Genomic DNA, 23771 nt, shown 5'->3' on the forward strand with positions numbered 1-23771 from the left:
ACGAGGCGGCTTTGTCCCCACCCTCTTCAGGAGCCTTGCACCATGCGTTCTTCCCTCTTCGCCTCGACCCTCGCCCTGTCGCTGCTGGCCGCTGGCGCCGCCAGTGCCGCAGGCAGTGCGGCCCCCGCAGCGGGCCTCACGCCTGCTTCCGCTGCGGTCGCGCCGGGCGGCTACAGCGGTCCCAGCACCGTGCCCATCAGCACCGTGCGCCAGCTGCTCGACAGCGGCCGTGACGACCAGCAGGTGCGGCTGCAGGGCCGCATCGTGTCGCACGATGGTGGCGAGAACTACACCTTCGCCGACGACACCGGCCGCATCCGCGTGGAAATCGAGCCACAGCACTTTCCGGCCGGCCGCACGCTGGGCGCCGAGCAGCGCGTCGAACTGCACGGCGAATTCGAGAAGGGCCTGCGCACCACCGAGGTGGAGGTCGAGCGCCTGATCGTCCTCAACTGAGGAAGTCGCGCAGCGCGAACAGCACTGCGTCGGGCGCCTCGCTCATCAGTGCATGGCCAGCCTTCACGGTCACGACGCGAGCGCCCGGCGCCTTGTCGCGCAGCGCCTTCGTGGCGCGCGGCGGCGTCATCTGGTCGGCGCCGCCCAGCAGGAAGAGCACTGGGCAGCGCACCTTCTCCATCGCCGCCTCGCCGCCCGCATAGTCGTTGCAGGCCTTGAAGCCGGTGTGGAAGACGTTGACGGCCGTGTTGCTCGCCAGTACGCGCCGCATCAGCGCGCGCGAACCGCCCATCAGCCAGGTTCCCGGTCCGAGCGAAGAGGGCGGCGGCGCCAACATGGAATGCGAGAACACGTTGACCATGTCGATGGCCTTCTGCGGGGCGTTCAGCGAACTCTCGAGCAGCGCCGGCGACACCACCATCGGATAGGCCGTGCCCACCAGCGCCAGGTGCGTGATGCGCTCCGGCGCGCGGGCCGCGGTCTCCAGCGCGATCAGCGAGCCGAAGCTGTGGCCCACCAGCGCGGCGCGCTGGACGCTGGCCGCATCGAGCAGCGCCAGCACGAAATCGGCCGCCGCCTCGACGGAAGCGGGCGGCTCGCCCTCGCTGCGGCAATGACCGGGCAGATCGACCGCCAGCACGTTCCAGCCGTGGTGCGCGAACCAGCGGCTCTGCAGGATCCACACGCTGTGGTCGTTGAGCACGCCGTGGATGAAGATGACGGTGGGCTTGGCGGCATCGAAGGGCTTTCCGCCGGTATAGGCGTAGGCGCGGTGGCCGTTGACTTGCAGTTCCATCTCAGGCCCCCGCCTTCTCGGCGGCCTTGAGCGCGCGCTTGAGGTCATCGATCAGGTCGTCCGCATCCTCCAGGCCGATCGACAGGCGGATCGTCCCCTGGCCGATGCCGGCACCCGCCAGCGCTTCGTCGCTCATGCGGAAGTGCGTGGTGCTGGCCGGATGGATCACCAGCGAGCGGCAGTCGCCCACGTTGGCCAGGTGGCTGAACAGCCGCAGCGCCTCGATGAAGGCCTTGCCCTGCGCCCGGCTGCCCTTGATGTCGAAGCTGAACACCGCCCCCGCACCGCGTGCGCCGCCGCGCAGCAGGCGGCCGGCCAGCGCATGGCTGGGATGCGATTCCAGCAGCGGATGGCCCACGCGCGAGACGAAGGGATGGCTGGCCAGGAACTGCACCACGCGCTCGGTGTTGGCCACGTGGCGCTCCATGCGCAGGGGCAGCGTCTCGATGCCCTGCAGGATCAGCCATGCCGTGTGCGGACTCATGGCCGCGCCGAAGTCGCGCAGACCCTCGCGGCGCGCGCGCAGCAGGAAGGCGCCGACGGTGCTCTCCTCGCTGAACACCATGCCGTGGAAGCCGTCGTAGCCTTGCGTCAGCTCGGGAAAGCGGCCGGAGGCCTCCCAGTCGAAGCTGCCGCCGTCGACCAGCACGCCGCCGATCACGGTGCCGTGGCCCGACAGGAACTTGGTGGCAGAGTGGTAGACCAGGTCCGCGCCCCAATCGAAGGGCTTGATGAGGTAGGGCGAGGTGAGCGTCGAGTCGACCAGCAGCGGCACCCTGGCCTCGCGCGCGATCTGGGCGATGGTCGGGATGTCCAGCACGTCCAGGCCGGGATTGCCCACCGTCTCGCCAAAGAGCAGCTTCGTCTCGGGGCGGATGGCGGCGCGCCAGCCGTCGATGTCGCCGGGCTTGACGAAGGTGGTCTCGATGCCGAAGCGCCGCATCGTGTAGTGCAGCAGGTTCTGCGAGCCGCCGTAGAGCGCCGTGCTGGCCACGATGTGCGAGCCGGCGCCCATCAGTGTGGCGACGGCCAGGTGCAGTGCGGCCTGGCCGCTGGCGGTCGCGATCGCGCCGATGCCGCCTTCGAGCGCCGCCACCCGTTGCTCCAGCACCGCATTGGTCGGGTTGCTGATGCGGCTGTAGACATGACCGGCGCGCTCCAGGTTGAACAGCGCCGCCGCATGGTCGCTGGACTCGAAGACGAAGGAAGTCGTCAGATGGATGGGCACCGCGCGGGCGCCGGTGGCGGGGTCGGGCGCTGAGCCGGCGTGCAGTGCCAGGGTGTCGAAGCCGGGGTCGGAATAGCCGCTCATGGATGCTGTTCCGACGAATGCATTGCGCAAAGGCGAGGTATCAAGCGTGTCTCCTTGTCAGTGCCTGCGGGCTGGCCCCGAGAAAAGTGTCGAGGCCGGGCGCCAGTCGCGAGGGATTGTGGGCTATATTTTCAGGACGGTTTCTTGAGGAGCACCCCGATGAAAGTCAGCGACATCCTGCGCGTGAAGGGCAACACGCTCTACACGATCGGCCCCGACGATCCGCTGGCCGAGGCGGTGGGCATCATGGCAGACCGGGACATCGGCTCGCTGGTGGTCATGTCCCATGGCGACTTGGTCGGCATGCTCACCTTCCGCGAGGTCATCCTGCAGATCCAGCGCAACGGCGGCGCCATCGGCGACACCCGGGTGCGAACGGCCATGGACGATGCGCCCCTGACCTGCACCAACGAGACCGACCTCGACGAGGTCCGCCGCATGATGCTGGAGCGCCATGCCCGCTACATGCCGGTGATGGACAAGCGCATGCTGATGGGCGTGATCAGCTTCTACGACGTGGCCAAGGCCGTGGTGGACAGCCAGAACTTCGAGAACAAGATGCTCAAGGCCTACATCCGCGACTGGCCGGCCGAGGAAGAGAACGCGCAGAACCAGCCCTCGCTCTGAGGCGAGGCATCGTCAAGAAAAGCCGCGTCGCCCCCTGGGCCACGCGGCTTTTTACATGCGCTTGATTTCCTTGATCGCGCGCCAAGCGTCACGAGCCGGCGTGGAAGTCACCCTAGTTCCGCCGCCTGGTGGATCGTCTCGCGCACCCGCGGATAGATCTGCGCGTTCCACTTGCTGCCACTGAAAACACCATAGTGGCCGACGCCCGCCTGCAGGTGGTGCGCCTTCAGATAGGGCCGAATGCTGCTGCACAGGTCCTGCGCCGCCACCGTCTGGCCGACGGCGCAGATGTCGTCGCGCTCGCCTTCGACGGTGAGCAGGGCCGTGCGGCGGACGGCCCGCGGATCGACCCGCCGGCCGGCGACGGTCAGCTCGCCGCGCGGCAGGTCGTAGGTCTGGAAGACCCGCTCGACCGTCTCCAGGTAGAACTCGGCCGGCAGGTCGTTGACGGCGAAATACTCTTCGTAGAAGGTGCGGATCGCCTGAGCCTTGTCCATTTCCCCCTCGACAAGATGAGCATAGAGGCGGCGGAACTGCTCCTTGTGTCGCTCCATGTTCATGCTCATGAACGCCGACAACTGCACGAATCCCGGGTACACCCGGCGCATGAAGCCGGCATGCGGCAGCGGCACATGGCTGATCAGGTTGCGCTCGAACCAGTCGATGGGCCGCTCGGTGGCCAGCCGGTTGACCTGGGTCGGGTTGATGCGGCAATCCACCGGCCCGGCCATCAGTGTCAGGCTGCGGGGGGTGGCGGGGTCGTCGTCCTCGGCCATCAGCGCGGTCGCGGCCAGGGCGGCCACGCAGGGCTGGCAGACCGCCACCAGGTGCACCCCGGGGCCGACCGCCCGCAGGAAGGCCATCAGCTGCAGGGTGTACTGGTCCAGACCGAAGCGGCCGTGGGCCAGCGACACGTCGCGGGCGTTGTGCCAGTCGGTGATGTAGACGTCGTGGTCGCGCAGCAGGGTGCGCACCGTTTCGCGCAGCAGGGTGGCGAAATGGCCCGATAACGGTGCGGCCAGCAGCACCGCGGGCTCGGTCGGTGCATTCGCCGGGCGCATCTTTCGAAAGCGCAGCAACGTGCCGAAGGGGGCCTGCAAGGCTTTTTCCTCGACCACCGGAATCCGCTCGTCGCCGACGGTCACCTCGTGGATGCCGTAGTCCGGCCGCTGGTGGGTGAGCTTGAGCCGGTCGAACACGTCCATGGCCGCCGACATGCGCCGGGCGATGGTGCGCTCGGTGCCGGCGGCGAAAAGTGCGTGTCCGAAGAAGTGCGACAGCTGGCGCAGCGGCGACAGCAGGTCGGCCTGCATCTGATAGGCCTGGTACAGCATGCAGACCTCAAGGCAATTTGCGGGCCAAGCCGGTGCACGGCGGGCCCGGGCGGCATGCACTGTTCTGGCACAGGCTTTGCACAGCAGGTGGAGAAGTCATCGACTGGAGCATTGCGACATGGCCAAGGCCGTTCTCACCATCAGCAGCAAGAACAACGGCGCCTGGGCCCTGCGCGGCTGGCTGATGTGCCGGCTGGCCGGGCTGGATTTCGTCGAAAAGGTCATTCCGCCCGACGATCCGGCGATGAAGGCCGAGATGCTGCTGCTGTCTTCGTCCATGTTGGTGCCCTCACTGGAGCACCAGGGCATCCGGGTCTGGGACACGATGGCCATCGGCGAGTACCTGCACGAGACCTTCCCCAAGGCCGGCCTGCTGCCGGCCGATGCCGCGGCCCGCGCCCACTGCCGCGCGATCTGCGGCGAGATGCACTCGGGCTTCTCCGCCCTGCGCGGCGCGCTGCCCATGAACATCAAGGCCCGCTTCAAGGACTTCAAGGTCTGGTCGCGAGCCCAGGCGGACATCGACCGCATCGTGGCGATCTGGCGCGAATGTCTGTCGACCTATGGCGGTCCCTTCCTGTTCGGCAAACGCCCAGGCCTGGCCGATGCGATGTATGCGCCGGTGGTCACCCGCTTCCGCAGCTACGGCGTGGCGCTGGACGAGGTCTGCGCCGCCTACAGCCAGCAGGTGCTGGAACTGCCCGCCATGCGCGAGTGGATCGCCGCGGCCCTGCAGGAGCCCGAAGAGATCGACGAACTCGACGCCGAGTTCTGATCGCGTTCCCGCGTCGGCGCCCGGGACGGGCAGGGCCTAAAGACGCTCAACTCCGGGCCGGCCGAATCGCCGACTTGGGTCGAAAGGCCTTGCACACGGCGTCGTTCGTCTCGAGGTAAGGGCCACCGATCAGATCGATACAGTAAGGCACGGCCGCGAAGATGCCGGGCACGATCTGGCTGCCATCGGCCGCCTTGAGGCCCTCCAGCGTCTCTGCGATGGACTTGGGCTGGCCGGGCAGGTTGATGATCAGGCTGCGATCACGGATCACCGCCACCTGGCGCGACAGGATCGCCGTCGGCACGAAGCGCAGGCTGATCTGCCGCATCTGTTCGCCGAAACCGGGCATCTCCTTGTGCGCGACGGCCAGTGTGGCCTCGGGCGTGACGTCGCGCGGCGCGGGGCCGGTGCCGCCGGTGGTCAGCACCAGGTTGCAGCCGGCGTCCACCAGCTCGATCAGCGCGGCGCTGATGCGCGCGGCCTCGTCGGGGATCAGGCGCGGCTCGAAGGCGATGGGGTTCTTGAGCGCCCGCGTCAGCCAGTCCTGCAGCGCGGGCAGGCCTTTGTCCCCGTAGACACCGCTGCTGGCGCGGTCGCTGACCGAGACGATGCCGATCTTCACCGGCTCGAAAGCGGCGCCGTCCATCAGGCGTCCTCCTCGCGCGACTGGGCCGAGGCCTGGTCGGCATGGTCGTCGTCGCCATGTACCGACAGCTGCTCGCGGATGCGCTGGAACAGCTCGCGGAAAGCCTTGCCCTGGCGGGGTGCCTCGCCGGGCTTGCCGGCCAGGTGGTCCTTGCGGGCCTGGCGCACCAGGGCGCGCATCTGCTGGGCGTCGGTGCCGGGGTGGGTCTCGATCCAGGCGCCCAAAGCGTCGTCGTCGGCCAGCAGGCGCTCGCGCCATTGCTCGGCCTCGTGCAGCATGGCGGTGGCCTGGGCGGGACCGCGGGCCTGCTCGTCGAGGGCGGTGCGCACGGCCTCCAGCGTCTCGGGGTCCAGCTTGCGCATGAGCTTGCCGACGAACTGCGACTGCCGGCGGCGGCCTTCGAAGTTGGTGATGCGGCCGAGTTCCTTGAGTGCTTCGATCAGCTGATCGGGCAGCTGCAGGCGTTCGCTGGCTTCGCCGCGCAGCGTGAGCAGGGCCTCGCCCAGCGCCTGCAGCTCCGCGCTTTCGCGCTTGAGGTCGGTCTTGCTGGTCTCGATGCCGCCCTTGAGCTCGCGCTTGTATTCGATGTCGAGTTCGCTGCCTTCGGCGACGAACTGGCCACGGACGAAGTAGCCTTTTTTGGGTTTGCGGGACATGGCGGGGGAATTGGGTGCGCCGCCCGGGCGTCGGGGGCGCGTCGCTATCATTGTCCCTCACATGAGCACCACCACTTCGCGCGCGGAAAGCGGCTTCGCCTACAGCCGAGATTACTTCGAGAACCTGGTCGACACCGCCCTGGCGCATGCCAAGAAGCTGGGTGCCACCGACGCCGGCGCCGAGGCGTCCGAAGGCTGCGGACTGAGCGTCTCGGTGCGCAAGGGTCAGCTCGAGAACGTGGAGCGCAACCGCGACAAGTCGCTCGGCGTCACCGTCTACGTCGGCAACCGCCGCGGCAATGCCAGCACCTCCGACTTCTCCGAGGCCGCCATCCGACAGACGGTGCAGGCCGCCTACGACATCGCCCGCTTCACGGCCGAGGACCCGGTCGGTGGCCTGCCCGACGAGGCGGACATCGCCAAGGAGCATCCGGAACTCGACCTCTTCCATCCCTGGGCCATCGACAGCGAAGGCGCGGCCAGGCTGGCGCTGGAGTGCGAGGCGGCCGCCCTGTCGACCGACCGGCGCATCACCAACAGCGAAGGCGCGGGCGTGTCGGCCCAGCAGAGCCATTTCTTCAGTGCGCACACGCATGGCTTTCGCGGCGGGTATGCCAGCTCGCGCCATTCGATCTCGGTCGCGCCCATCGCTGGGCGCGGCGACGACATGCAGCGCGACGCCTGGTACAGCTCCATGCGCTCGGCGGACGAGCTGGCCTCGCCGCAGGCCGTGGGTCGCTATGCGGCCGAGCGGGCGCTGAGCCGGCTGAAGTCGCGCAAGATCAAGACCACCGAATGCCCTGTGCTGTTCGAGTCGCCGCTGGCTGCCGGCCTGCTGGGCGGGCTGGTGCAGGCCGTCAGCGGCGGCGCGCTGTACCGTCGCAGCACCTTCCTGCTCGACTCGCTGGGCAAGGACGTGCTGCCGTCTCACATCGACGTGACGGAGGACCCGCACGTGATGCGCGGCAAGGGCAGCGCGCCTTTTGATGACGAGGGCGTGATCACCCGCGCGCGCACGGTGGTCGACGCCGGCCGGCTGGAGGGCTACTTCCTGTCGACCTATTCGGCCCGCAAGCTGGGCATGAAGACCACCGGCAATGCCGGTGGCTCGCACAACATGACGCTGCGCTCGCGGCTGACCGATCCGGCCGACGACCTGGATGCCATGCTGCGCAAGCTGGGCACCGGCCTTTTCGTCATCGAGCTGATGGGCCAGGGCGTCAACTACGTCACCGGCGACTATTCGCGCGGCGCCAGCGGCTTCTGGGTCGAGAACGGCCAGATCGCCTTCCCGGTGCAGGAGATCACCATCGCCGGCAACCTCAAGTCCATGCTGATGGGCATCCAGGCCATGGGGGCCGATGCCTACAACTACGGCGCCAAGACCGTCGGCTCGATGCTGATCGACCGGATGAAGGTGGCAGGGGCCTGAGGCTTCAGGCGCAGCGCGCCGCCTGCGGCAGTGCCGTGAGGTGCGCAAGCAGCGTCCGCGCCTGCGGCGACAGCGCCGCCTCGTCGCGCACGCAGACCCGCAGTTCGCGACCGGCCCATTCCTCCGCCAGGGGCACCCGGGCCAGCGCCATGGTGCGCGCGCACCGCGCTGCCGCCGTGTGCGGCACCACGCCAGCGCCGATGCCCTGCGCGGCCATGCGGCACACCGCGTCGAAACTGCGCACCCGCGCCCGGTAGCGCGACGGCAGCCCGGCTGCACGGATCTGGCGGCTGATGTGTTCCTGCAGCGGATTGCCGGCGGCCAATCCCACCCATTCCGCATTGCCGATTTCGGCGAGCGTTACGCGGCGTCGACGGGCCAGCGCATGGCCGCGCGGCAGCACCAGCACCAGGTCGTCGCGGCGGAAGGCGTGGTGGACCAGGCCGCCGAAGTCGGCGAGCTGCGAGGCAATGCCGATGTCCGCCAAGCCGGCGCGCACCGCATCGGCCACGTCGGCGCTTGCCCGCTCGTCCAGATCCACCGAGACCTGCGGATGCGCCGCCAGGAAGTCTGCCAGGGGACCGGGCAAGTGCTCCATCAGCGCGGCCGTGTTGGCGAGCAGGCGCACGCGGCTGCGCAGGCCCTGGCCGTGCTCGGCCATCTCGCCGTACAGGCACTGCATCTGCGCCAGCACCGTGCGGGCATGGTGCAGCAGCGTGCGGCCTGCGTTCGTGGGCGTGACGCCCGTCGCGTGCCGCTGAAGCAGCGGGCCGCCCAGCGCCTGCTCCATGCCGCGCACTCGCTGGCTGGCGGAGGCGAGCGTCATGTGGGCCCGATCGGCGCCGCGGGTGAGGCTGCCGGCTTCCACCACGTGGACGAAGAGGCGCAGATCTGTCAGGTCGAATCGCATGGCGGCAAGGTAGCACGCGGGGCGGTGCGCCGCGCGGGTTCGCGGAAGCGCGGGTTGGATCCGCGCAGGTCCATTCCGCTCTGGCCCTGGCGCGCATCGGCCGATGCTTCTCTTCGGTGGTCAGGGGCTCAGTTTCGGCCATAGGCGCCTGCGCCTCTTCCGCATTGGCGCCGTGCAGCGCCGCCGCCAGACTCGCGGGCTTCCGCAGTGCTGCTGCGCATTCCCCAATACCCCCATGCCCGTCCCCGTATCCAACAACGCTCCGCCACCGGGAGCACACCATGGCCGTTGACGCCGCTGCGCTCCCGATCTGGACGCTGACCGTCGGCGTCTTCGTGCTGGCCGGCGCGGTCAAGGGGTTGCTCGGCCTGGGCCTGCCTACCGTGTCGATGGCGCTGCTCGCGCTGTGGATGCCCCAGGCCCAGGCGGCGGCCTTGTTGGTGCTGCCGTCGTTGGTGACCAACCTGTGGCAGGCGGGTCCGTGGCCTGCGGCCTGGGCCCTGCTGCGCCGCACGGCGGGTCTGCAGATCGGCATGGCTGCCGGCACGCTCGGCGGGCTGGTGGTCTGGGGGCCGCCTGCCGGTCCCACCGGTGTCCTGCTGCTCGGCCTGGCGCTGATCGCCTATGCGGGATGGGGCCTGGCGGGTCGGGCGCACACCCTGACGGCGGAGCAGGCGCGCTGGGCCGGGCCCGTCGTGGGCCTGCTGACCGGCCTGCTCACGGCGCTCACCGGCGTGTTCGTGATGCCGGTGGTGCCCTACCTGCAGAGCCTCGGGCTGGATCGCGGGGCGCTGATGCGGGCCATGGGTCTTTCGTTCAGCACCTGCACGCTGGCACTGGGCGTAGGGCTGGGCGGGTCGTCCGGGATGATGGCCGCAGAGGTCGGCTGGACGTCGGCGGCGATGCTCGTGCCAGCCTGGCTGGGCATGGCGCTGGGACAGCGACTGCAGGCACGCATGCCCGTGCCGCTGTTTCGCCGCTGCTTCTTCGCCGCGCTGGCGGTGCTCGGCGGCTGGATGGTGCTGAGTGCAGCGGGCGGCTGACGACGGTCGTGCGCAGCGCATAGTGACCAGCTACCGATAACGGTACCGCGGCGGAGGTGCCGCTCGTCAGTGTCCGAGCGCGAAGGGGCGGCTCAGGCCCGTCCGAGCGCCTGCCAGACCCGCTCGATGGTCTGCCGGTACGGCAGCGTGAAGTCGTCCATCGGCTCCTGCGGCGTCAGCCAGCGGAACGCGAACACCAGCCCATCCTCTTCGGGGCTTCCGCGGGCCGTGTGTTCGAAGTGCTCGGGCGCCGGCGTGTCGATGCGCATCAGGAACAGGTGCCACAGCTGTTCGTGCGTGTGATCGTTGCCCTCGTGACCCGCATCGCAGTGGCGCAGCAGCGTGCCCAGGGGCCGCAGCGGGCCGTCGAAGCGCAGGCCGGATTCCTCCAGCAGCTCGCGCCGTACGGCATCTTCCGCCGACTCGCCGGGCTCGATGGTGCCCTTGACCAGCTGCATGCCCCGGTCGCCCGGGTGGTGGAAGACCAGCAGCCGGCCGCGCGTGTCCACCACGCAGGCGCAGGCTTTGCCGATGGGGGTGGCGGCCGGCGTGTCCATGCAATCAGCCGGCGAGTGCGGCCTTGACCGCGGCACTGACCTGGCCCATCTCGGCCTTGCCCGCCAGGCGCTGCTTGGCGGCGCCCATCACCTTGCCCATGTCGCCGGAGCCGCTGGCGCCCAGCTCGGCCACGATGGCCTTCACTTCGGCGGCGATCTCGTCGGCGCCCAGGCGCTGGGGCAGGTAGGCCTCGAGCACGACGATCTCGGCGGCTTCCTTGTCGGCCAGTTCGGTACGGCCGGCCTGGGTGAAGGCGGTGATGGAGTCCTTGCGCTGCTTGATCATCTTGTCGATGACACCGACCACGGCGGCGTCGTCCAGCTCGATGCGTTCGTCCACTTCCTTCTGCTTCATCGCGGCCAGCAGCAGGCGGATGGTGGCCAGGCGCTCGGCTTCCTTGGCGCGCATGGCGGTCTTCATGTCTTCGGTGATGCGGGCCTTGAGGCTCATGGTGCGTCCTTGCTGCAGGGGAAGAGAGGAAAGAGCGGCGCGCTCCCCGTGGCGTGCGGCCCCGGCCCGTGGATCGGGCGATGTCGTGCCGGCGAGCGGCTGGCGACAAAAACAAAAGCCGCGGCAGGTTTCCCCGGCGCGGCTTGCGTGTTGCGCGACCGGCGGCGTCGAGGACGTGCCGGCGTTGCCTGCGGATCGATCAGTACAGCTTCTTGGGCAGCTGCATGCTGCGCACGCGCTTGTAGTGGCGCTTGACGGCCGCAGCCTTCTTGCGCTTGCGCTCGGCGGTCGGCTTTTCGTAGAACTCGCGGGCGCGCAGATCGGTCAGCAGGCCGAGCTTTTCGATGGTGCGCTTGAAGCGGCGCAGCGCGACGTCGAAGGGCTCGTTTTCTTTAACGCGGATGGTGGTCATTGATTCAAAGAGATGTTGAATGTGACCAGGGAAGATCGAGGCCCCCGGCCGGTGGTCCTCAACTCTAAAGATTTTGCGGCCCGCTGAGGGGTAGGCCAAAGTTAGCCGGCTAATGTAGCAGGTTTGGAGGCCCGACTCAAGCTGCGTCGGGCGGCGCCGTACCCAGTGTGATGTTCGAGACGCCCCGACCCACGCGCTGCATCCCGGGCAACCCGCGTCGTCGTGCCGCGCCGGCAGTCGTTCGGCGCGCTCAGCTTGGCCGCAGGGCCTGGGCACAGGCATGGCCGCTGGCCCAGGCCCACTGGAAGTTGTAGCCGCCCAGCCAGCCGGTCACGTCCACCGTCTCGCCGATGAAGAAGAGGCCGGGCTGGCGTGTGGCCTCCAGGGTCTGCGAGGAGAGTTCGCGGGTGTCGACGCCGCCGGCCGTGACCTCCGCCTTCTTGTAGCCCTCCGTGCCGTCGGGCACCAGCGACCAGCGGCTGACGCGCTCGGCCAGGCGGGCCAGCGACTTGTCAGCCGCTTCGTTGATGGGGCGTTGCAGGCCTGGGTCCTCGCCAGACCATGCGTCCGCCAGCCGGGAGGGCACCAGCGCTGCCAGTTCGTTGGCCACGCGCTTTCGTGAGTCGCGCTTGGCTTCGGTGAGGCGGGCCTGGACATCGGTGCCGGGCGCGAAATCCACCGTCAGCGGCGTGCCGGGCTGCCAGTAGCTGGAGATCTGCAGGATGGCCGGGCCCGAGAGCCCGCGGTGGGTGAACAGCAGGTCCTCGTCGAAGCGCATGCGCGCCTTGCCGCTGCCGGTGCTGATGGCCACCGGCAGCGCGAGTCCTGCCAGTTGCGCATAGGGCGTCCAGGCCTCGCCGCCGAAGGTCAGCGGCACCAGCGCAGGACGAGGGGCGATGGTCTTCAGGCCGAACTGCGCCGCGATGCGCCAGCCGAAATCGGTGGCGCCGATCTGCGGAATGGCCAGGCCGCCGGTGGCGATGACGAGCTGCGGCGCCTCCACCGGGCCGCGTGCGGTCTGCAGGCGGTAGCGCTTGGCGTCGGCGTCGAAGGCCACCGACTGCACGGCGCAGGGCTGCCAGCGTTCGGCGCGGCCGTCGGCGCATTCGGCCAGCAGCAGGTCGATGATCTGCTGCGAGGGGCCATCGCAGAAGAGCTGGCCCTTGTGCTTCTCGTGCCAGGCGATGCCGTGGCGGTCCACCAGCGCGATGAAGTCGGCCGGCGTGTAGCGGGCCAGCGCCGAGCGGCAGAAATGCGGGTTCTCGCCCAGGTAGTGGCGCTGCGGCGCGCGCGGGTCGAGTTCGCGGTTGGTGAAGTTGCAGCGGCCGCCGCCGGAGATGCGGATCTTTTCGGCAATGCGCTCGGCATGGTCGATCAGCAGCACCCGCAGGCCGCGCTGGCCCGCCTGGGCCGCGCAGAACAGGCCGGCGGCGCCGGCACCAATGACGATGGCGTCGAAGTGGGAAGACATGGGGTGCGCAGTATCCGTGCCGAGACCACCCCGCTGGCTACGCTGGCTTTTGCGCGCATCAGGCGCGCAAGCCTGGTCCGGCACTGCACGCCGAAGGGACACCCGGACCGGCCGTCACAGTTGACGTCTGGCGAGGCCAGTCGCCGGGCCGGCCAGCCTCCTTTCAGGTCCCGAAGCGCGAGGAGGGCGCGTCGCCGGCGGCCGCCATTCCATGCAGCACATCCCCCACCACGATGATCGACGGACTGCCCAGGCCGCTCGCCGCGAGCTCGACGACCAGGGTACCCAGCGTGGCGACGATCCGCCGCTGCTGCGGCAGGCTGGCATGCTGCACCACCGCCACCGGCGTGGCGGCCGGCAGGCCGCCGGCAAGCAGTTGCGCCTGGATGTGGGCGGCGCCCGCCACACCCATGTAGATGACCAGCGTGAGGCGCGCATTCCGGGCCGTGGCGGCAAGGGCCGCCCAGTCGGTGCTGTCGTGGCGGGCGGCGTCGGCCGCGCCGGTCTTGGCATGGCCAGTGACGAACACCACGCCCGCCGCATGGTCGCGGTGGGTCAGGGGCACGCCCAGCGCCGTCACGGCGGCCAGGCCGGCGGTGATGCCGTTGACCACCTCGCAGGCGATGCCGGCCTCGCGCAGGTGCTCGACCTCTTCGCCACCGCGGCCGAAGACGAAGGGGTCGCCGCCCTTCAGGCGCACCACGGTCTCGCCCTCCTGCACGGCGGCGATCATCAACTTCTCGATGAAGGCTTGCGGCGTGCTCTTGCAGCCGCCGCGCTTGCCCACATGCACGATGCGCGCATCGGGCCGGGCCCATTGCAGGATCTCGTCGTTGACCAGGTCGTCCACCAGCAGCACCGTGGCGGCCTGGATGGCCTTGACGGCCTTGAGCGTGAGCAGTTCCGCATCGCCCGGTCCGGCGCCGACGAGGGTGCAGCGGCCGAGCGGACGCGAAGAGGTCGTGAGGGTGTTCATGCGTGGGCGGCCAGTTGGCGGATGTGCGCGACCTGGGCGGCGATCGCATCGGGAAGGGGAAGTTCACCCGCCAGCACGCGACGGGTGTAGGCGGCGGTGGCGACGGCGTCGAGTTCGGCCGGCAGGCCGGGGATCTCGGCCAGTGTGCCGGGCTGCTGCGTCTGCAGCGCCTGGCGCTGGCCGCGCACGAAGCCTCCGATGTGCAGGGTGCGGCGCGGATCCACCACCACCTCGCCTTCGAGGCCGCGCGAGAGCATGGCCGTCATGCCCAGCAACTCGAACAGTTCGGTCATCACCGTGCCGAAGGCCGGGTGGGTGTAGCTGCCGACCACCACGGCCGGCCCGGCCACCGGCTGCATCAGCTTGACCACGCTGTGGCCCGCGTTGCGCAGGCCGACCACGCGGCGCACTTCCAGCAGGCGCTTGAGGCCGCCGTGCAGCAGGCCGGTGTCGACCACGGCGATCTGGCCGGCGTCCAGCGGCGTCAGCGTCGTCGCTTCGGCATGGCCCAGTTCGGCCAGCACCTCGGCGGCCGTGACCCGGCTGCTTTCGGTGCGGCTGCCGTGCACCAGCACCGGCAGGCCTTCGCGGGCCAGCAGCAGCGCCAGCAGGGGCGTGAGCACCGGCAAACGGCGCGCGCCGTTGTAGCTGGGTAGCACGACCACCGGACCGGCCAGGCTCTGCACGCAGGCCAGCCGCGCATGGGTGGCGTCAAGGAAGCCGGCCATCTCCTGCGTGGTCTCGCCCTTGACGCGCATGGCCAGGCAGAACGCACCGATCTCCAGGTCGGTGACGCTGCCGTCCAGCACCTGGCCGAAGAGGTCCGCCGCCTGTTCGCGGGCGAGGGGCTTCGCACCGCGGGCGCCGCGGCCGATGTCCTTGATGTAATGCGCAATGCTTCCCATGGGTGTCCGGATTGTCCTGCAGCGCTTATGCCGGAATGCGAGGGCGCTTATGCCGCCTGGCGCTGCAGGCGCACCGGCGTCTCGCGCACCATGCGGCGCAGTTCGGGCACGCAGGAGCCGCAGTTGGTGCCGCAGCGCAGCGCCTGCTGCAGGCTGGACAGCCGCGCGGCCTCGCTGCCCTCGCAGGCGGCCAGATGGCCGGTGATGTCCTGTTCGGCCACGCCAAAGCAGTTGCACACGGTCTTGCCGCGCGACACCACGGCCACCGGCGGCGTGGACTGGTACGAGAGCAGGCGGCGGCCGAAGTCCTGCGCCGGCAGGCGGTCCTGGATGAGCGTCTTGAGCCAGCCCTCGGCCCGCGTGTCGCCGGCCAGCAGCACGGCGCGCACGTGCGCCAGCTCGCCATCGCGCTGCAGCCGCACCGCGCGGCGGTGGCCGCGGGCGGGGTCGGCATAGCGCAGGGCCTGGCCGTCGTCCAGGCCGAGCAGGGTCTCGATGCGGTCGACCAGCGCGGCGGGCGGTGGCCTGTCGGCTGCGGCGCGCAGCAGCACACCGCCTTCGCTGCCGCCGGCACCTTCGTCGCCGAAGGGCACGCAGCTGACGAAGCGCAGGTCGCGGGCCGTTTCGCGCAGGGCCTGCCGCACAGCCAAGGCGCGGTCGGCCGGCAGCCAGGCGATGCCCAGCAGCGTCCAGGGCAGGGTCAGGCGGTGGATGCGCACGGCCGCGTGCTTGAGTTCGGGCTGCTTGGAGGTGGGGCAGAAGGTGGGCGTCGTCAGGCCGTTGACGCCGGTCATCTTCCGGCCCTGCGGGTCCAGCCCGCCGAGGAACTCCTCGCCCCAGTGCATCGCGAGGAAGGTCTGCGCCGGCGCCAGCGTGGCATCGGGCTGCACCGGCAGCACCGCGCTGCCGCGGCGGGAGCTGACCTCGACCAGGTCGCCCGCCGCCAGGCCTTCGCGGGCCATGTCCTGCGGCGCCATCTGCAGCGCCGGTTCGGCCACATGGCCGAACAGCCGGCCCAGCGTGCCGGTGCGGCTCATGCCGTGCCACTGGTCGCGCAGGCGGCCGGTGTTGAGCGCGTAGGGCCAGTCGGCGTCGCGCGCCTCGGCCAGGGGGCGCCACGGCTCGGGGCTGAAGCGGGCGCGGCCGTCGGGCGTGGCGAAGACGCCGTCCTGGTACAGGCGCGTCGTGCCGGCCACTTGCCCTTCGGGCATGGGCCACTGCTGCGGGCCGAGTTCGTCGAGCAGGGCATAGGACAGGCCCGTGATGTCGAGGTCACGGCCACGGGTGGTGGCGCGGTGCTCGTTCCAGACCTGCTCGGGCGTGCCGTAGGCGGTGAGGGCGGGCATGGCGGGCGCCAGTGCCTGCAGGGCCAGCCGCGACTGCAGCCGCTGGCCGAACTCGGCCGCGATGGCCCAGTCGTGGCGCGCCTCGCCGGGCGCCGGCACGGCCGGGCGCACGCGGGAGATGCGTCGTTCGCTGTTGGTGACGGTGCCGTCCTTCTCGCCCCAGGTCGTGGCGGGCAGCAGCAGGTCGGCGAAGGCTGCAGTGGCGGTGGTGGCGAAGGCCTCCTGCAGCACCACGAATTCGCAGCGTTCCAGCGCCCGGCGCACCAGCGCCTGGTCGGGCAGGGACTGCGCGGGATTGGTGCAGGCGATCCACAGCGCGCGCACCCGGCCTTCGGCCGCGGCGCGGAACATCTCGATGGCGCTCAGGCCCGGCGTGGCCGGGATCGTCGGAACGCCCCAGAAGGCGGCCACCTCGGCCCGGTGACCGGCATTGGCCATGTCGCGGTGCGCGGGCAGCAGGTTCGACAGACCACCCACCTCGCGCCCGCCCATGGCGTTGGGCTGGCCGGTCAGTGAGAAGGGGCCGGCACCCGGCTTGCCGATTTGGCCGGTGGCCAGGTGCAGGTTGATCAGTGCGGCGTTCTTGTCCGTGCCATGCGAGGACTGGTTCAGGCCCATGCAATAGAGGCTGAGCGTGGGTGCGCGATGCGCCACATCGCCGGTGCCGCCGGTGGCGAACAGGCGCGCTGCCCGAATGATGCTGTCCACGGGCAGGCCGCAGACCTCGCTCACCTGTTCGGGCGTGCAGCCCTGCACCGTCTCGCGCAGCGCCTCGAAGCCCTGGGTGTGGTCGGCGATGAACGCCTCGTCGGTCCAGCCCTCGCGCAGCATCACATGCAGCAGGCCGTGGAAGAGCATGACGTCGCTGCCCGGCTGCAGCGGCAGGTGCAGGTCCGCGATCTCGCAGGTGTCGGTGCGGCGCGGGTCGACCGCCACGATCTTCATGGCCGGGTTGGCGCGCTTCGCCTCCTCGATGCGGCGGAAGAAGATGGGATGGGCCCAGGCCGTGTTGCTGCCGGCGATGAACAGGCAGCCGGCCTCCTTCACGTCGTCGTAGCAGGCCGGCGGAGCGTCGGCGCCCAGCGTCTTCTTGTAGCCGGCCACGGCGCTGCTCATGCACAGGCGCGAGTTGGTGTCCAGGTTGTTGGTGCCGACGAGGGCCTTGGCCAGCTTGTTGAAGACGTAGTAGTCCTCGGTGAGCAGCTGTCCCGACAGGTAGAAGCCGACGGCATCGGGGCCGTCTTCGGCGATCACCTGCGCGAAGCGGTCGGCGGCCAGGTCCAGGGCCGCGTTCCAGCCGATGGCCTCAGACGCCTTGCCGCGCGCCGGGCGCAGCGCCGGTGACAGCAGGCGCGCCTGCTGCGCGATGGCGGGCGATGCTGTCAGGTGCAGCGTGCTGCCCTTGGTGCACAGTCGCCCGAAGTTCGCGGGGTGCAACGGGTCGCCGCGCACGCCGGTGATGCGGTCGCCGTCGGCCTGGATGAGCACACCACAGCCCACGCCGCAGTAGGGGCAGGTGGAGCGTGTCTCCTCAGCCATGCGCCGGCTCCCCGAAGATCAGCTGCTCGCGCAGCCCCGCCACGCTGCGGCCTTCGCGCAGCAGGTCCAGGTACCAGCCGCCGCCCTCGGCATCGCCGTAGAGGCAGGCGCCGACCAGCCGCTCGTCCTTGAGCACCAGCTTGCGGTAGACGCCACTGTGCGGATCGCGCAGCACCAGCTTCTCGGTGCCTTCGCCGCCCATGAAGTCGCCGGCCGACAGCAGCTCTACGCCCGTGACCTTGAGCTTGGCCGACACGGTGCTGCCCTCGTAGCGGCCAATGCCCAACTGCGCCAGGTGGTTCGCGGCCACACGGCCCTGCTCGAACAGCGGCGCCACCAGGCCGTAGGCCACGCCGCGGTGCTGGGCACATTCGCCCACGGCGTAGATGCGGCCGTCGGTCACGGTCTGCAGCGTGTCGCTGACGACGACGCCGCGCTCGCAATGCAGGCGCATCTGCTGCGCCAGCGCGATGTGGGGGCGGATGCCGATGGCCATCACCACCAGGTCCGCGGGCAGCTCGCTGCCGTCCGTTAGGCGCACCGCGCGCACGCGGGCCTGGCCATCGTCCAGCAGCGCTTCGGTCTGCGCGCCGAGGCGGAAGTTCAGGCCTTGTTGTGTTTCCAGCGTCTCGCGCAGCAGCGTGGCGGCCTCGGCGTCGAGCTGGCGCTCCATCAGCCAGTCGTTGCGGTGCACCACCGTCACGGCCATGCCGCGCCGGCCCAGGCCGCTGGCGGCTTCCAGGCCCAGCACGCCGCCGCCGATCACCACGGCATGGCGGTGCGTGCGGGCAGCTTCGATCATGGCCTCGGTGTCGGCGATGTCGCGGTGGGCAAGCACGCCGCGCAGGCCGGCGCCCGGCACGGGCAGCAGCACGGGCCGCGAGCCGGTGGCCAGCAGCAGCCGGTCGTAGGCGGCCTCGGTGCCGTCGTCGGCGCGCACGATGCGGCGGGCGCGGTCCACCTGCGTGACGGTGCGGCCCGCATGCAGGGTGATGCCCTGCTCGCGGTACCAGTCCCAGTCGTTCAGCACGATGTCCTGCAGGCTGCGCTCGCCAGCCAGCACCGGCGACAGCAGAATGCGGTTGTAGTGCGGATGCGGCTCGGCACCGAACACCGTGATGTCGTAGAGCCCCGGCGCGATGGCCAGCAGCTCCTGCACCGTGCGCATTCCGGCCATGCCGTTGCCGATCACCACCAGTTTCTGCCGCATCCTTGTCTCCTGCGTGCCGTGTTCCCGGGTGGCCGCCCTCAGGCGGCCTGCTTCTCCACGTGACCCTGCCGGGTGTAGAGAAAGTCGATCACCGCCTTGCGGTAGTGCACGTAGTCGCGGTCCTCGGCCAGTTCCACGCGATTGCGCGGGCGGGGCAGGTCGACCGCCAGCACCTCGCCGATGGTGGCGGCGGGGCCGTTGGTCATCATCACGATCTTGTCGGACAGCAGCACCGCTTCGTCCACGTCGTGCGTGACCATGACCACGGTGCTCTGCGTCTTCTGCACGATGGCCAGCAGCTCGTCCTGCAGCTTGGCGCGGGTCAGGGCGTCGAGCGCGCCGAAGGGCTCGTCCATCAGCAGCACCTTGGGCTCCATGGCCAGAGCGCGGGCGATGCCCACGCGCTGCTTCATGCCGCCGGAGATCTCGCCGGGGCGCTTGTGGGCGGCATGCCCCAGGCCGACCAGGGCCAGCGCGTCGGTGGTGCGCTGGCGCAACTGCGCCTTGGACTCGCTGCCGCCGAACACACGCTCCACACCCAGGTAGATGTTCTCGAAGCAGGTCAGCCAGGGCAGCAGCGAATGGTTCTGGAACACCACCGCGCGCTCGGGGCCGGGGCCGGCGATCTCCTTGTTGGCGCACAGCAGTGCGCCCTGCGTGGGCCGGGTCAGGCCGGCGATCAGGTTCAGCAACGTGCTCTTGCCGCAGCCGGAGTGGCCGATCAGCGCCACGAACTCGCCCTTGGCGACGGTGAGGTCGATGCCCTGCAGTGCGACGAAGCGGCCCTTGGGCGTCTTGAAGGCCTGCTCGACGCCCTGGATCTGGATGAACCGGGCGCCTGCAGCGGAGGTGGTGGTGGAAGCGGCGGTGTTCACGACTTGACCTCTTCGAAGGTGAATGCGGTGGCGAGCTTGACCAGGGCGGCTTCGAGCAGCAGGCCCACGATGCCGATCACGAAGATGGCGATGATGATGTTCTTGACGTTGAGGTTGTTCCACTCGTCCCACACCCAGAAGCCGATGCCCACGCCGCCGGTCAGCATCTCGGCGGCCACGATCACCAGCCAGGCGGTGCCCACGGCCAGGCGCACGCCGGTGAGCATGTAGGGCAGCACGGCCGGGAACAGGATGCGCGTCAGGATCTTCCATTCCGACAGGTCCAGCACGCGGGCCACGTTCATGTAGTCCTGTGGCACGCGCTGCACGCCCACGGCGGTGTTGATGACCATCGGCCAGATCGAGCAGATGAAGATGGTCCAGATGGCGGCGGGGTTCGCGCCCTTGAACACCAGCAGGCCGATGGGCAGCCAGGCCAGCGGTGACACCGGCCGCAGCAGGCTGATCAGCGGGTTGAACATGCGCGCCAGGAAGACCGAGCGGCCGACCGCGAAGCCCGCCGGAATGCCCACCAGTGCCGCCAGGCCAAAGCCGACCGCCACGCGCTGCAGCGAGGCCAGCACGTTCCAGCCCACGCCCTGGTCATTCGGGCCGTTGCTGTAGAAGGGGTCGGAGAAGACCGTCACGGCCTGGGCCCAGGTCTCGCGCGGGCCCGGAAAGCTGCCGCCGCTGCGCGCGGCCACGAGCTCCCACACCAGCAGCAGCAGGCCGAAGCCCAGAAGCGGCGGGACGATGCGCAGCCACAGGCCGCTGAAGTCGCGCGGCGCACGCGGTGCCTTGACCGGCTGTGCAGTGGCCGCTGGCGCTTCGGGCGTGGGCGCCACGGCGAGCGGCTTGGCCTGCGCATGCACGGCCGGGATCGGGGCCGCGATGTCGGCCTCGCGCGGAAGATGGAAAACGGCGGCAACCATGGTGATGGGCTCCTGCTGAGTGGCGGCCGGCCTCAGGCGCGGACCTTGAACGAATCGGCGTACTTGGCCGGCTCCTTGCCGTCCCACACCACGCCGTCGATGAGCTTGCTGCTGCGCATCGGGCTGGCGGGCACCGGCGTCTTGGTGGCGGCGGCGGCCTGCTTGTAGATGTCGATGCGGTTGATCTCGGTGGCCACCTTCAGGTAGTCCGGATGCTCCTTGAGCAGGCCCCAGCGCTTGTGCTGGGTGAGGAACCACATGCCGTCCGACAGGTAGGGAAAGTTCACCGCGCCGTCGTTGTAGAACTTCATGTAGTTCGGGTCGTCCCAGGTCTTGCCCAGGCCGTTCTGGTAGCGGCCCAGGATGCGCTGGTTGATGGCGTCCACGCTGGTGTTGACGTAGCTCTTCTCGGCGATGGTCTCGGCCATCTTGTTCTTGTTCGATAGACCGCCGTCGATCCACTTGCCGGCCTCCAGGATGGCGGCCGTCACGGCGCGGGCGGTGTTCGGGTACTTCTTGACGAAGTCGGCCGAGGTGCCCAGCACCTTCTCGGGATGGTCCTTCCAGATGTCCTGCGTGGTCACGGCGGTGATGCCGATGCCGTCCATGATGGCGCGGTGGCCCCAGGGCTCGCCCACGCAGAAGCCGTCCATGTTGCCCACGCGCATGTTGGCCACCATCTGCGGCGGCGGCACCACGATGGCCTTGGCGTCCTTCATCGGGTTGATGCCGTTGGCGGCCAGCCAGTAATAGAGCCACATGGCATGGGTGCCGGTGGGGAAGGTCTGGGCGAAGGTGTATTCGCGCTTCTCGGCGGCCATCAGCTTGGCCAGCGAGGCGCCGTCCACCGCACCCTTGTCGGCCAGCTTCTTCGACAGCGTGATGGCCTGGCCGTTGTTGTTGAGGGTCATGAGCACGGCCATGTCCTTCTTGGGGCCGCCGATGCCGAGGTGCACGCCGTAGACCAGGCCGTAGAGCACATGGGCGAAGTCCAGCTCGCCGTTGACCAGCTTGTCGCGCACGCCGGCCCAGCTGGCTTCCTTGCTGGGAACGATCTTCACGCCGTACTTCTTGTCGATGCCCAGCACCGAGGCCATGACGACGCTGGCGCAGTCGGTCAGCGGGATGAAGCCGATCTTCACCTCCTCTTTCTCGGGCTTGTCCGAGCCCTGCGCCCAGACGGCGGCGCGCAGGGCGGGGTCGATGGTCAGGGCGCTGGCGGCGGCGGCCTGCAGCACGCGGCGGCGGCTCAGCGGGGCGGGGCGGTGGGCGTCGGTCATGGGCAGACTCCGGGGCAAGAAGGGCGGCGAAGGGGAAAAACAAAAAGGCGTCCTCGCCGCGCCGGGCCCATGGCATGCGGTGCATGCCATGGAGCCAGCGGGAGAGGACGCCTTTGTCCTGTGTCCGGCCTGCCGCGCCCGCCTTTGGGCACCACCTGCCGGACGACCGTTTCCGGTCTGTGGTCAGGACTACGCAAGCGGTGTGCCAGGATGGGCTGATGGGCGGTCCAAGGTGGCTTCGTCAGAGGGAGAACGGCCGGACAGGGCTTGCCGAGCCCACTGTTGCATGCGTCCCTGGGCGACCGTCATGCGCCACGGACGTGCACCGCGCATTGCTGCTGTGCACCAAAAGCAGCTGCGGTGCGTTCGTCAGCGCCGGGTCTGTGTCAACCTGGGGCGCGGCTCGGCAGTGGCCGAAGTTAGCGCGGCGCGCTGGCGCCCAGCGGCAGGAAGTCGGCCATGGCCAGCACCGACTCGGCCACGTCCACCAGCCGGCGGTTCTGGTTCATGGCGGTCTGGCGCAGCATCTTGTGGGCCTCTTCCTCGCTGAGCTTGCGGTGGGCCATCAGCAGGCCCTTGGCGCGTTCCACCACCTTGCGCTCGTTGAGCGAGGCGCGCACGGTCTGCAGCTCGTCGTTCATGGCCTGCAGGCGACGCGACTGCTCCTGCACCATCTGCAGCACCGAGCGCTCCAGGTTGCGGCCGTAGCCGGCCGCGGGGGCTTCGGCGGTCTCGCCGGCGCCGTCGGCGAAGAAGTCGCCGGGCTTCACCGCCTCGGCCTGCAGCGCCTCGTAGCGTTGCAGCTCGGCGCGGGCCTGCTCTATCTTGCGGCCGCACAGCGCGCGCAGCTCGCGCGCCAGGCCATCCTCGATGGCCTGCATGGCGTCGATGCGGCGGGTGCAGCCCTCGAACCACAGCGGGCTCAGGTTGGCGTCCAGCACCGTGCCGGCCGGCGATGTGCAGCCGATGCGGCGCAGGCGCTCCAGTTCGGCGAGCTGCGCCGGCGCCTGGCTGGCCTGCCACTGGGCGCGCAGCGTCTCGTCGCTGAACTCGCAGAACAGGCCGAAGCAGCGCTCCTGCGATTCGATCAGGTGCAGCCACTGCTGACGCTGGGCATCGTCGTTGCCGCCGCGCAGGAAGGCGGCGGCGCCGAAGGCACGTTCCTGGCCGGCGAATTCCTTGCCCTGCATGAAATTGAACATGGCGACCAGCCAGCGCGAGATGTCCGGGTCGGTGGCGCCATCGGCCGCCTCGAACACCACCGCCAGCAGGCCGGCGATCAGCTTCACGTAGGCGGCGGTGGAGACGTCCGGCCCGATCGACAGCGCCTCGATGCGGGCGCGCAGGGCAGGCAGGGCGTCCAGCCCCTGCAGCACATAGGCCACCCGGGGAAAGAGGCGCGAGCCGCCCGCCAGCCGCCGCGGGTCGTCCACCAGCGGGTCGAGGGCGGCGCGGACCTGTTGCTCCCGGGCCAGGCAGTCGGCCACCTGCGCGGCACGCTCGGCGGCGAAGCGCTGGCCGCCCGAGCCCAGGAAGACATTGGTGATGCCGCGCTCGCGCTGCAGGGCATGCACCAGCCGGCCCAGCGTGCCCACCAGCTCGCTGGTGCGGGCGAGCTGGTCGAGCTCGTCGATCTCGCAACGGCGGGCGGCGATCAGAAAGCCAAGGCTGGTCGTCATGGGGCAGGCGGCAATGAAGCAGGAAGACGCGAGGGGCGAGAGCATGCCGCAAATTCCATGCCCCTCGACGTGCAACCGGGCCGCCCGGCCGGCTTTGCGCACCGCATCGGCGCAGGGGCATGGCGCGCGCGGGCGGCTCCGCGCCGGGGCG

Annotated in this window: 22 protein-coding genes and 1 pseudogene; 5 read left to right on the forward strand and 18 right to left on the reverse strand. The window is 69.9% G+C overall.

The features are described from left to right. Window positions 1-42 precede the first annotated feature (42 nt). Window positions 43-456 carry a NirD/YgiW/YdeI family stress tolerance protein gene (locus tag QZ772_RS16990; protein ID WP_295528726.1) on the forward strand — a complete coding sequence of 138 codons (414 nt, stop codon included), beginning with the start codon at window positions 43-45 and terminating at the stop codon, window positions 454-456. Here the strand turns inward: QZ772_RS16990 and QZ772_RS16995 are convergent. Continuing rightward, window positions 449-1252 carry an alpha/beta hydrolase gene (locus QZ772_RS16995; RefSeq protein ID WP_295528728.1) on the reverse strand — a complete coding sequence of 268 codons (804 nt, stop codon included), beginning with the start codon at window positions 1250-1252 and terminating at the stop codon, window positions 449-451. The genes QZ772_RS16990 and QZ772_RS16995 overlap by 8 nt on opposite strands. 1 nt (window position 1253) lies before the next feature. After that, window positions 1254-2564, reverse strand: coding sequence for an O-acetylhomoserine aminocarboxypropyltransferase (locus QZ772_RS17000; protein WP_295528730.1), 1311 nt, complete (start codon window positions 2562-2564; stop codon window positions 1254-1256). A 159-nt stretch (window positions 2565-2723) separates the two neighbouring features. On the opposite strand from QZ772_RS17000, the gene QZ772_RS17005 reads away from it, so the two are divergent. Then, on the forward strand, window positions 2724-3191 hold the full coding sequence (locus QZ772_RS17005) for a CBS domain-containing protein (RefSeq protein WP_295528732.1): 468 nt from the start codon (window positions 2724-2726) through the stop codon (window positions 3189-3191). Window positions 3192-3298: 107 nt separating this feature from the next. On the opposite strand, the gene phaZ is transcribed toward QZ772_RS17005, so the two are convergent. Continuing rightward, window positions 3299-4525, reverse strand: coding sequence for a polyhydroxyalkanoate depolymerase (gene phaZ / locus QZ772_RS17010; RefSeq protein ID WP_295528734.1), 1227 nt, complete (start codon window positions 4523-4525; stop codon window positions 3299-3301). 118 nt (window positions 4526-4643) lie between these two features. Between phaZ and QZ772_RS17015 the strand changes: the two genes are divergently transcribed. Continuing rightward, on the forward strand, window positions 4644-5300 hold the full coding sequence (locus tag QZ772_RS17015) for a glutathione S-transferase (protein ID WP_295528736.1): 657 nt from the start codon (window positions 4644-4646) through the stop codon (window positions 5298-5300). A gap of 46 nt (window positions 5301-5346) precedes the next feature. Here QZ772_RS17015 and mog read toward each other — a convergent pair whose 3' ends face one another. Beyond that, complete coding sequence (gene mog, locus QZ772_RS17020; protein ID WP_295528738.1) at window positions 5347-5946, reverse strand: molybdopterin adenylyltransferase; 600 nt, start codon at window positions 5944-5946, stop codon at window positions 5347-5349. After that, on the reverse strand, window positions 5946-6602 hold the full coding sequence (yjgA, locus tag QZ772_RS17025; protein WP_295528740.1) for a ribosome biogenesis factor YjgA: 657 nt from the start codon (window positions 6600-6602) through the stop codon (window positions 5946-5948). The genes mog and yjgA overlap by 1 nt, the downstream gene beginning before the upstream one ends. Window positions 6603-6663: 61 nt before the next feature. On the opposite strand from yjgA, the gene pmbA reads away from it, so the two are divergent. Next, the gene (gene pmbA, locus QZ772_RS17030; RefSeq protein WP_295528742.1) at window positions 6664-8034 is read left to right on the forward strand and encodes a metalloprotease PmbA; all 1371 of its coding nucleotides are present in this window, start codon (window positions 6664-6666) and stop codon (window positions 8032-8034) included. Window positions 8035-8038: 4 nt separating this feature from the next. Here the strand turns inward: pmbA and QZ772_RS17035 are convergent, their stop codons facing one another. Then, window positions 8039-8944 (reverse strand): LysR substrate-binding domain-containing protein, encoded by a 906-nt coding sequence (locus QZ772_RS17035; protein WP_295528744.1) that lies wholly within the window; start codon window positions 8942-8944, stop codon window positions 8039-8041. A gap of 281 nt (window positions 8945-9225) precedes the next feature. On the opposite strand from QZ772_RS17035, the gene QZ772_RS17040 reads away from it, so the two are divergent. Beyond that, window positions 9226-9987, forward strand: a complete 762-nt coding sequence (locus QZ772_RS17040; protein ID WP_295528746.1) for a sulfite exporter TauE/SafE family protein — start codon at window positions 9226-9228, stop codon at window positions 9985-9987. Between the two features lie 92 nt (window positions 9988-10079). Here the strand turns inward: QZ772_RS17040 and QZ772_RS17045 are convergent, their stop codons facing one another. The 12 genes and pseudogenes from QZ772_RS17045 to QZ772_RS17100 all read right to left on the reverse strand — a co-directional run bounded on the left by QZ772_RS17045 (window position 10080) and on the right by QZ772_RS17100 (window position 23620). Continuing rightward, window positions 10080-10544 carry an NUDIX domain-containing protein gene (locus QZ772_RS17045; RefSeq protein ID WP_295528748.1) on the reverse strand — a complete coding sequence of 155 codons (465 nt, stop codon included), beginning with the start codon at window positions 10542-10544 and terminating at the stop codon, window positions 10080-10082. Window positions 10545-10548: 4 nt separating this feature from the next. Continuing rightward, window positions 10549-10995 (reverse strand): GatB/YqeY domain-containing protein, encoded by a 447-nt coding sequence (locus tag QZ772_RS17050; protein WP_295528751.1) that lies wholly within the window; start codon window positions 10993-10995, stop codon window positions 10549-10551. A gap of 199 nt (window positions 10996-11194) precedes the next feature. Further along, window positions 11195-11407 carry a 30S ribosomal protein S21 gene (rpsU, locus tag QZ772_RS17055; RefSeq protein WP_007833691.1) on the reverse strand — a complete coding sequence of 71 codons (213 nt, stop codon included), beginning with the start codon at window positions 11405-11407 and terminating at the stop codon, window positions 11195-11197. Between the two features lie 250 nt (window positions 11408-11657). Further along, the gene (locus tag QZ772_RS17060; RefSeq protein WP_295528753.1) at window positions 11658-12878 is read right to left on the reverse strand and encodes an NAD(P)/FAD-dependent oxidoreductase; all 1221 of its coding nucleotides are present in this window, start codon (window positions 12876-12878) and stop codon (window positions 11658-11660) included. 163 nt (window positions 12879-13041) lie between these two features. Next, entirely contained in the window at window positions 13042-13854 is an 813-nt protein-coding gene (gene cobA / locus QZ772_RS17065; RefSeq protein WP_295528755.1) for a uroporphyrinogen-III C-methyltransferase, read from the reverse strand. Continuing rightward, window positions 13851-14759, reverse strand: coding sequence for a DNA-binding protein YbiB (gene ybiB, locus QZ772_RS17070; protein ID WP_295528757.1), 909 nt, complete (start codon window positions 14757-14759; stop codon window positions 13851-13853). Before ybiB ends, cobA begins: the two co-directional genes overlap by 4 nt. Before the next feature lie 47 nt (window positions 14760-14806). Beyond that, window positions 14807-17644, reverse strand: a complete 2838-nt coding sequence (locus QZ772_RS17075) for a nitrate reductase (protein WP_295528759.1) — start codon at window positions 17642-17644, stop codon at window positions 14807-14809. Between the two features lie 7 nt (window positions 17645-17651). Then, a pseudogene (locus QZ772_RS17080) lies at window positions 17652-18854 on the reverse strand (FAD-dependent oxidoreductase); the annotation flags it as partial. Between the two features lie 38 nt (window positions 18855-18892). After that, window positions 18893-19729: an ABC transporter ATP-binding protein gene (locus QZ772_RS17085; RefSeq protein WP_295528761.1), complete on the reverse strand. Its 837-nt coding sequence runs from the start codon at window positions 19727-19729 to the stop codon at window positions 18893-18895. Next, window positions 19726-20661 (reverse strand): nitrate ABC transporter permease, encoded by a 936-nt coding sequence (gene ntrB, locus QZ772_RS17090; RefSeq protein ID WP_295528763.1) that lies wholly within the window; start codon window positions 20659-20661, stop codon window positions 19726-19728. The genes QZ772_RS17085 and ntrB overlap by 4 nt, the downstream gene beginning before the upstream one ends. A gap of 32 nt (window positions 20662-20693) precedes the next feature. Beyond that, complete coding sequence (locus tag QZ772_RS17095; RefSeq protein WP_295528765.1) at window positions 20694-21941, reverse strand: ABC transporter substrate-binding protein; 1248 nt, start codon at window positions 21939-21941, stop codon at window positions 20694-20696. A gap of 419 nt (window positions 21942-22360) precedes the next feature. After that, complete coding sequence (locus QZ772_RS17100) at window positions 22361-23620, reverse strand: nitrate regulatory protein (protein ID WP_295528767.1); 1260 nt, start codon at window positions 23618-23620, stop codon at window positions 22361-22363. Window positions 23621-23771 lie beyond the last annotated feature (151 nt).

Source organism: uncultured Pseudacidovorax sp. (assembly GCF_913773995.1).
Lineage (GTDB): Bacteria > Pseudomonadota > Gammaproteobacteria > Burkholderiales > Burkholderiaceae_C > Xenophilus.

Bases quoted from the DNA above. Each gene is read 5' to 3' on its own strand.
- QZ772_RS17060 (WP_295528753.1), bottom strand. From the start codon at position 12,878: ATGTCTTCCCACTTCGACGCCATCGTCATTGGTGCCGGCGCCGCCGGC.
- cobA (WP_295528755.1), bottom strand. From the start codon at position 13,854: ATGAACACCCTCACGACCTCTTCGCGTCCGCTCGGCCGCTGCACCCTC.
- rpsU (WP_007833691.1), bottom strand. From the start codon at position 11,407: ATGACCACCATCCGCGTTAAAGAAAACGAGCCCTTCGACGTCGCGCTG.
- ybiB (WP_295528757.1), bottom strand. From the start codon at position 14,759: ATGGGAAGCATTGCGCATTACATCAAGGACATCGGCCGCGGCGCCCGC.
- QZ772_RS16995 (WP_295528728.1), bottom strand. From the start codon at position 1,252: ATGGAACTGCAAGTCAACGGCCACCGCGCCTACGCCTATACCGGCGGA.
- QZ772_RS17100 (WP_295528767.1), bottom strand. From the start codon at position 23,620: ATGACGACCAGCCTTGGCTTTCTGATCGCCGCCCGCCGTTGCGAGATC.
- yjgA (WP_295528740.1), bottom strand. From the start codon at position 6,602: ATGTCCCGCAAACCCAAAAAAGGCTACTTCGTCCGTGGCCAGTTCGTC.
- phaZ (WP_295528734.1), bottom strand. From the start codon at position 4,525: ATGCTGTACCAGGCCTATCAGATGCAGGCCGACCTGCTGTCGCCGCTG.
- QZ772_RS17040 (WP_295528746.1), top strand. From the start codon at position 9,226: ATGGCCGTTGACGCCGCTGCGCTCCCGATCTGGACGCTGACCGTCGGC.
- mog (WP_295528738.1), bottom strand. From the start codon at position 5,946: ATGGACGGCGCCGCTTTCGAGCCGGTGAAGATCGGCATCGTCTCGGTC.
- QZ772_RS17075 (WP_295528759.1), bottom strand. From the start codon at position 17,644: ATGGCTGAGGAGACACGCTCCACCTGCCCCTACTGCGGCGTGGGCTGT.
- QZ772_RS17045 (WP_295528748.1), bottom strand. From the start codon at position 10,544: ATGGACACGCCGGCCGCCACCCCCATCGGCAAAGCCTGCGCCTGCGTG.
- QZ772_RS17050 (WP_295528751.1), bottom strand. From the start codon at position 10,995: ATGAGCCTCAAGGCCCGCATCACCGAAGACATGAAGACCGCCATGCGC.
- QZ772_RS17095 (WP_295528765.1), bottom strand. From the start codon at position 21,941: ATGACCGACGCCCACCGCCCCGCCCCGCTGAGCCGCCGCCGCGTGCTG.
- QZ772_RS17015 (WP_295528736.1), top strand. From the start codon at position 4,644: ATGGCCAAGGCCGTTCTCACCATCAGCAGCAAGAACAACGGCGCCTGG.
- pmbA (WP_295528742.1), top strand. From the start codon at position 6,664: ATGAGCACCACCACTTCGCGCGCGGAAAGCGGCTTCGCCTACAGCCGA.
- QZ772_RS17000 (WP_295528730.1), bottom strand. From the start codon at position 2,564: ATGAGCGGCTATTCCGACCCCGGCTTCGACACCCTGGCACTGCACGCC.
- QZ772_RS17035 (WP_295528744.1), bottom strand. From the start codon at position 8,944: ATGCGATTCGACCTGACAGATCTGCGCCTCTTCGTCCACGTGGTGGAA.
- ntrB (WP_295528763.1), bottom strand. From the start codon at position 20,661: ATGGTTGCCGCCGTTTTCCATCTTCCGCGCGAGGCCGACATCGCGGCC.
- QZ772_RS17005 (WP_295528732.1), top strand. From the start codon at position 2,724: ATGAAAGTCAGCGACATCCTGCGCGTGAAGGGCAACACGCTCTACACG.
- QZ772_RS16990 (WP_295528726.1), top strand. From the start codon at position 43: ATGCGTTCTTCCCTCTTCGCCTCGACCCTCGCCCTGTCGCTGCTGGCC.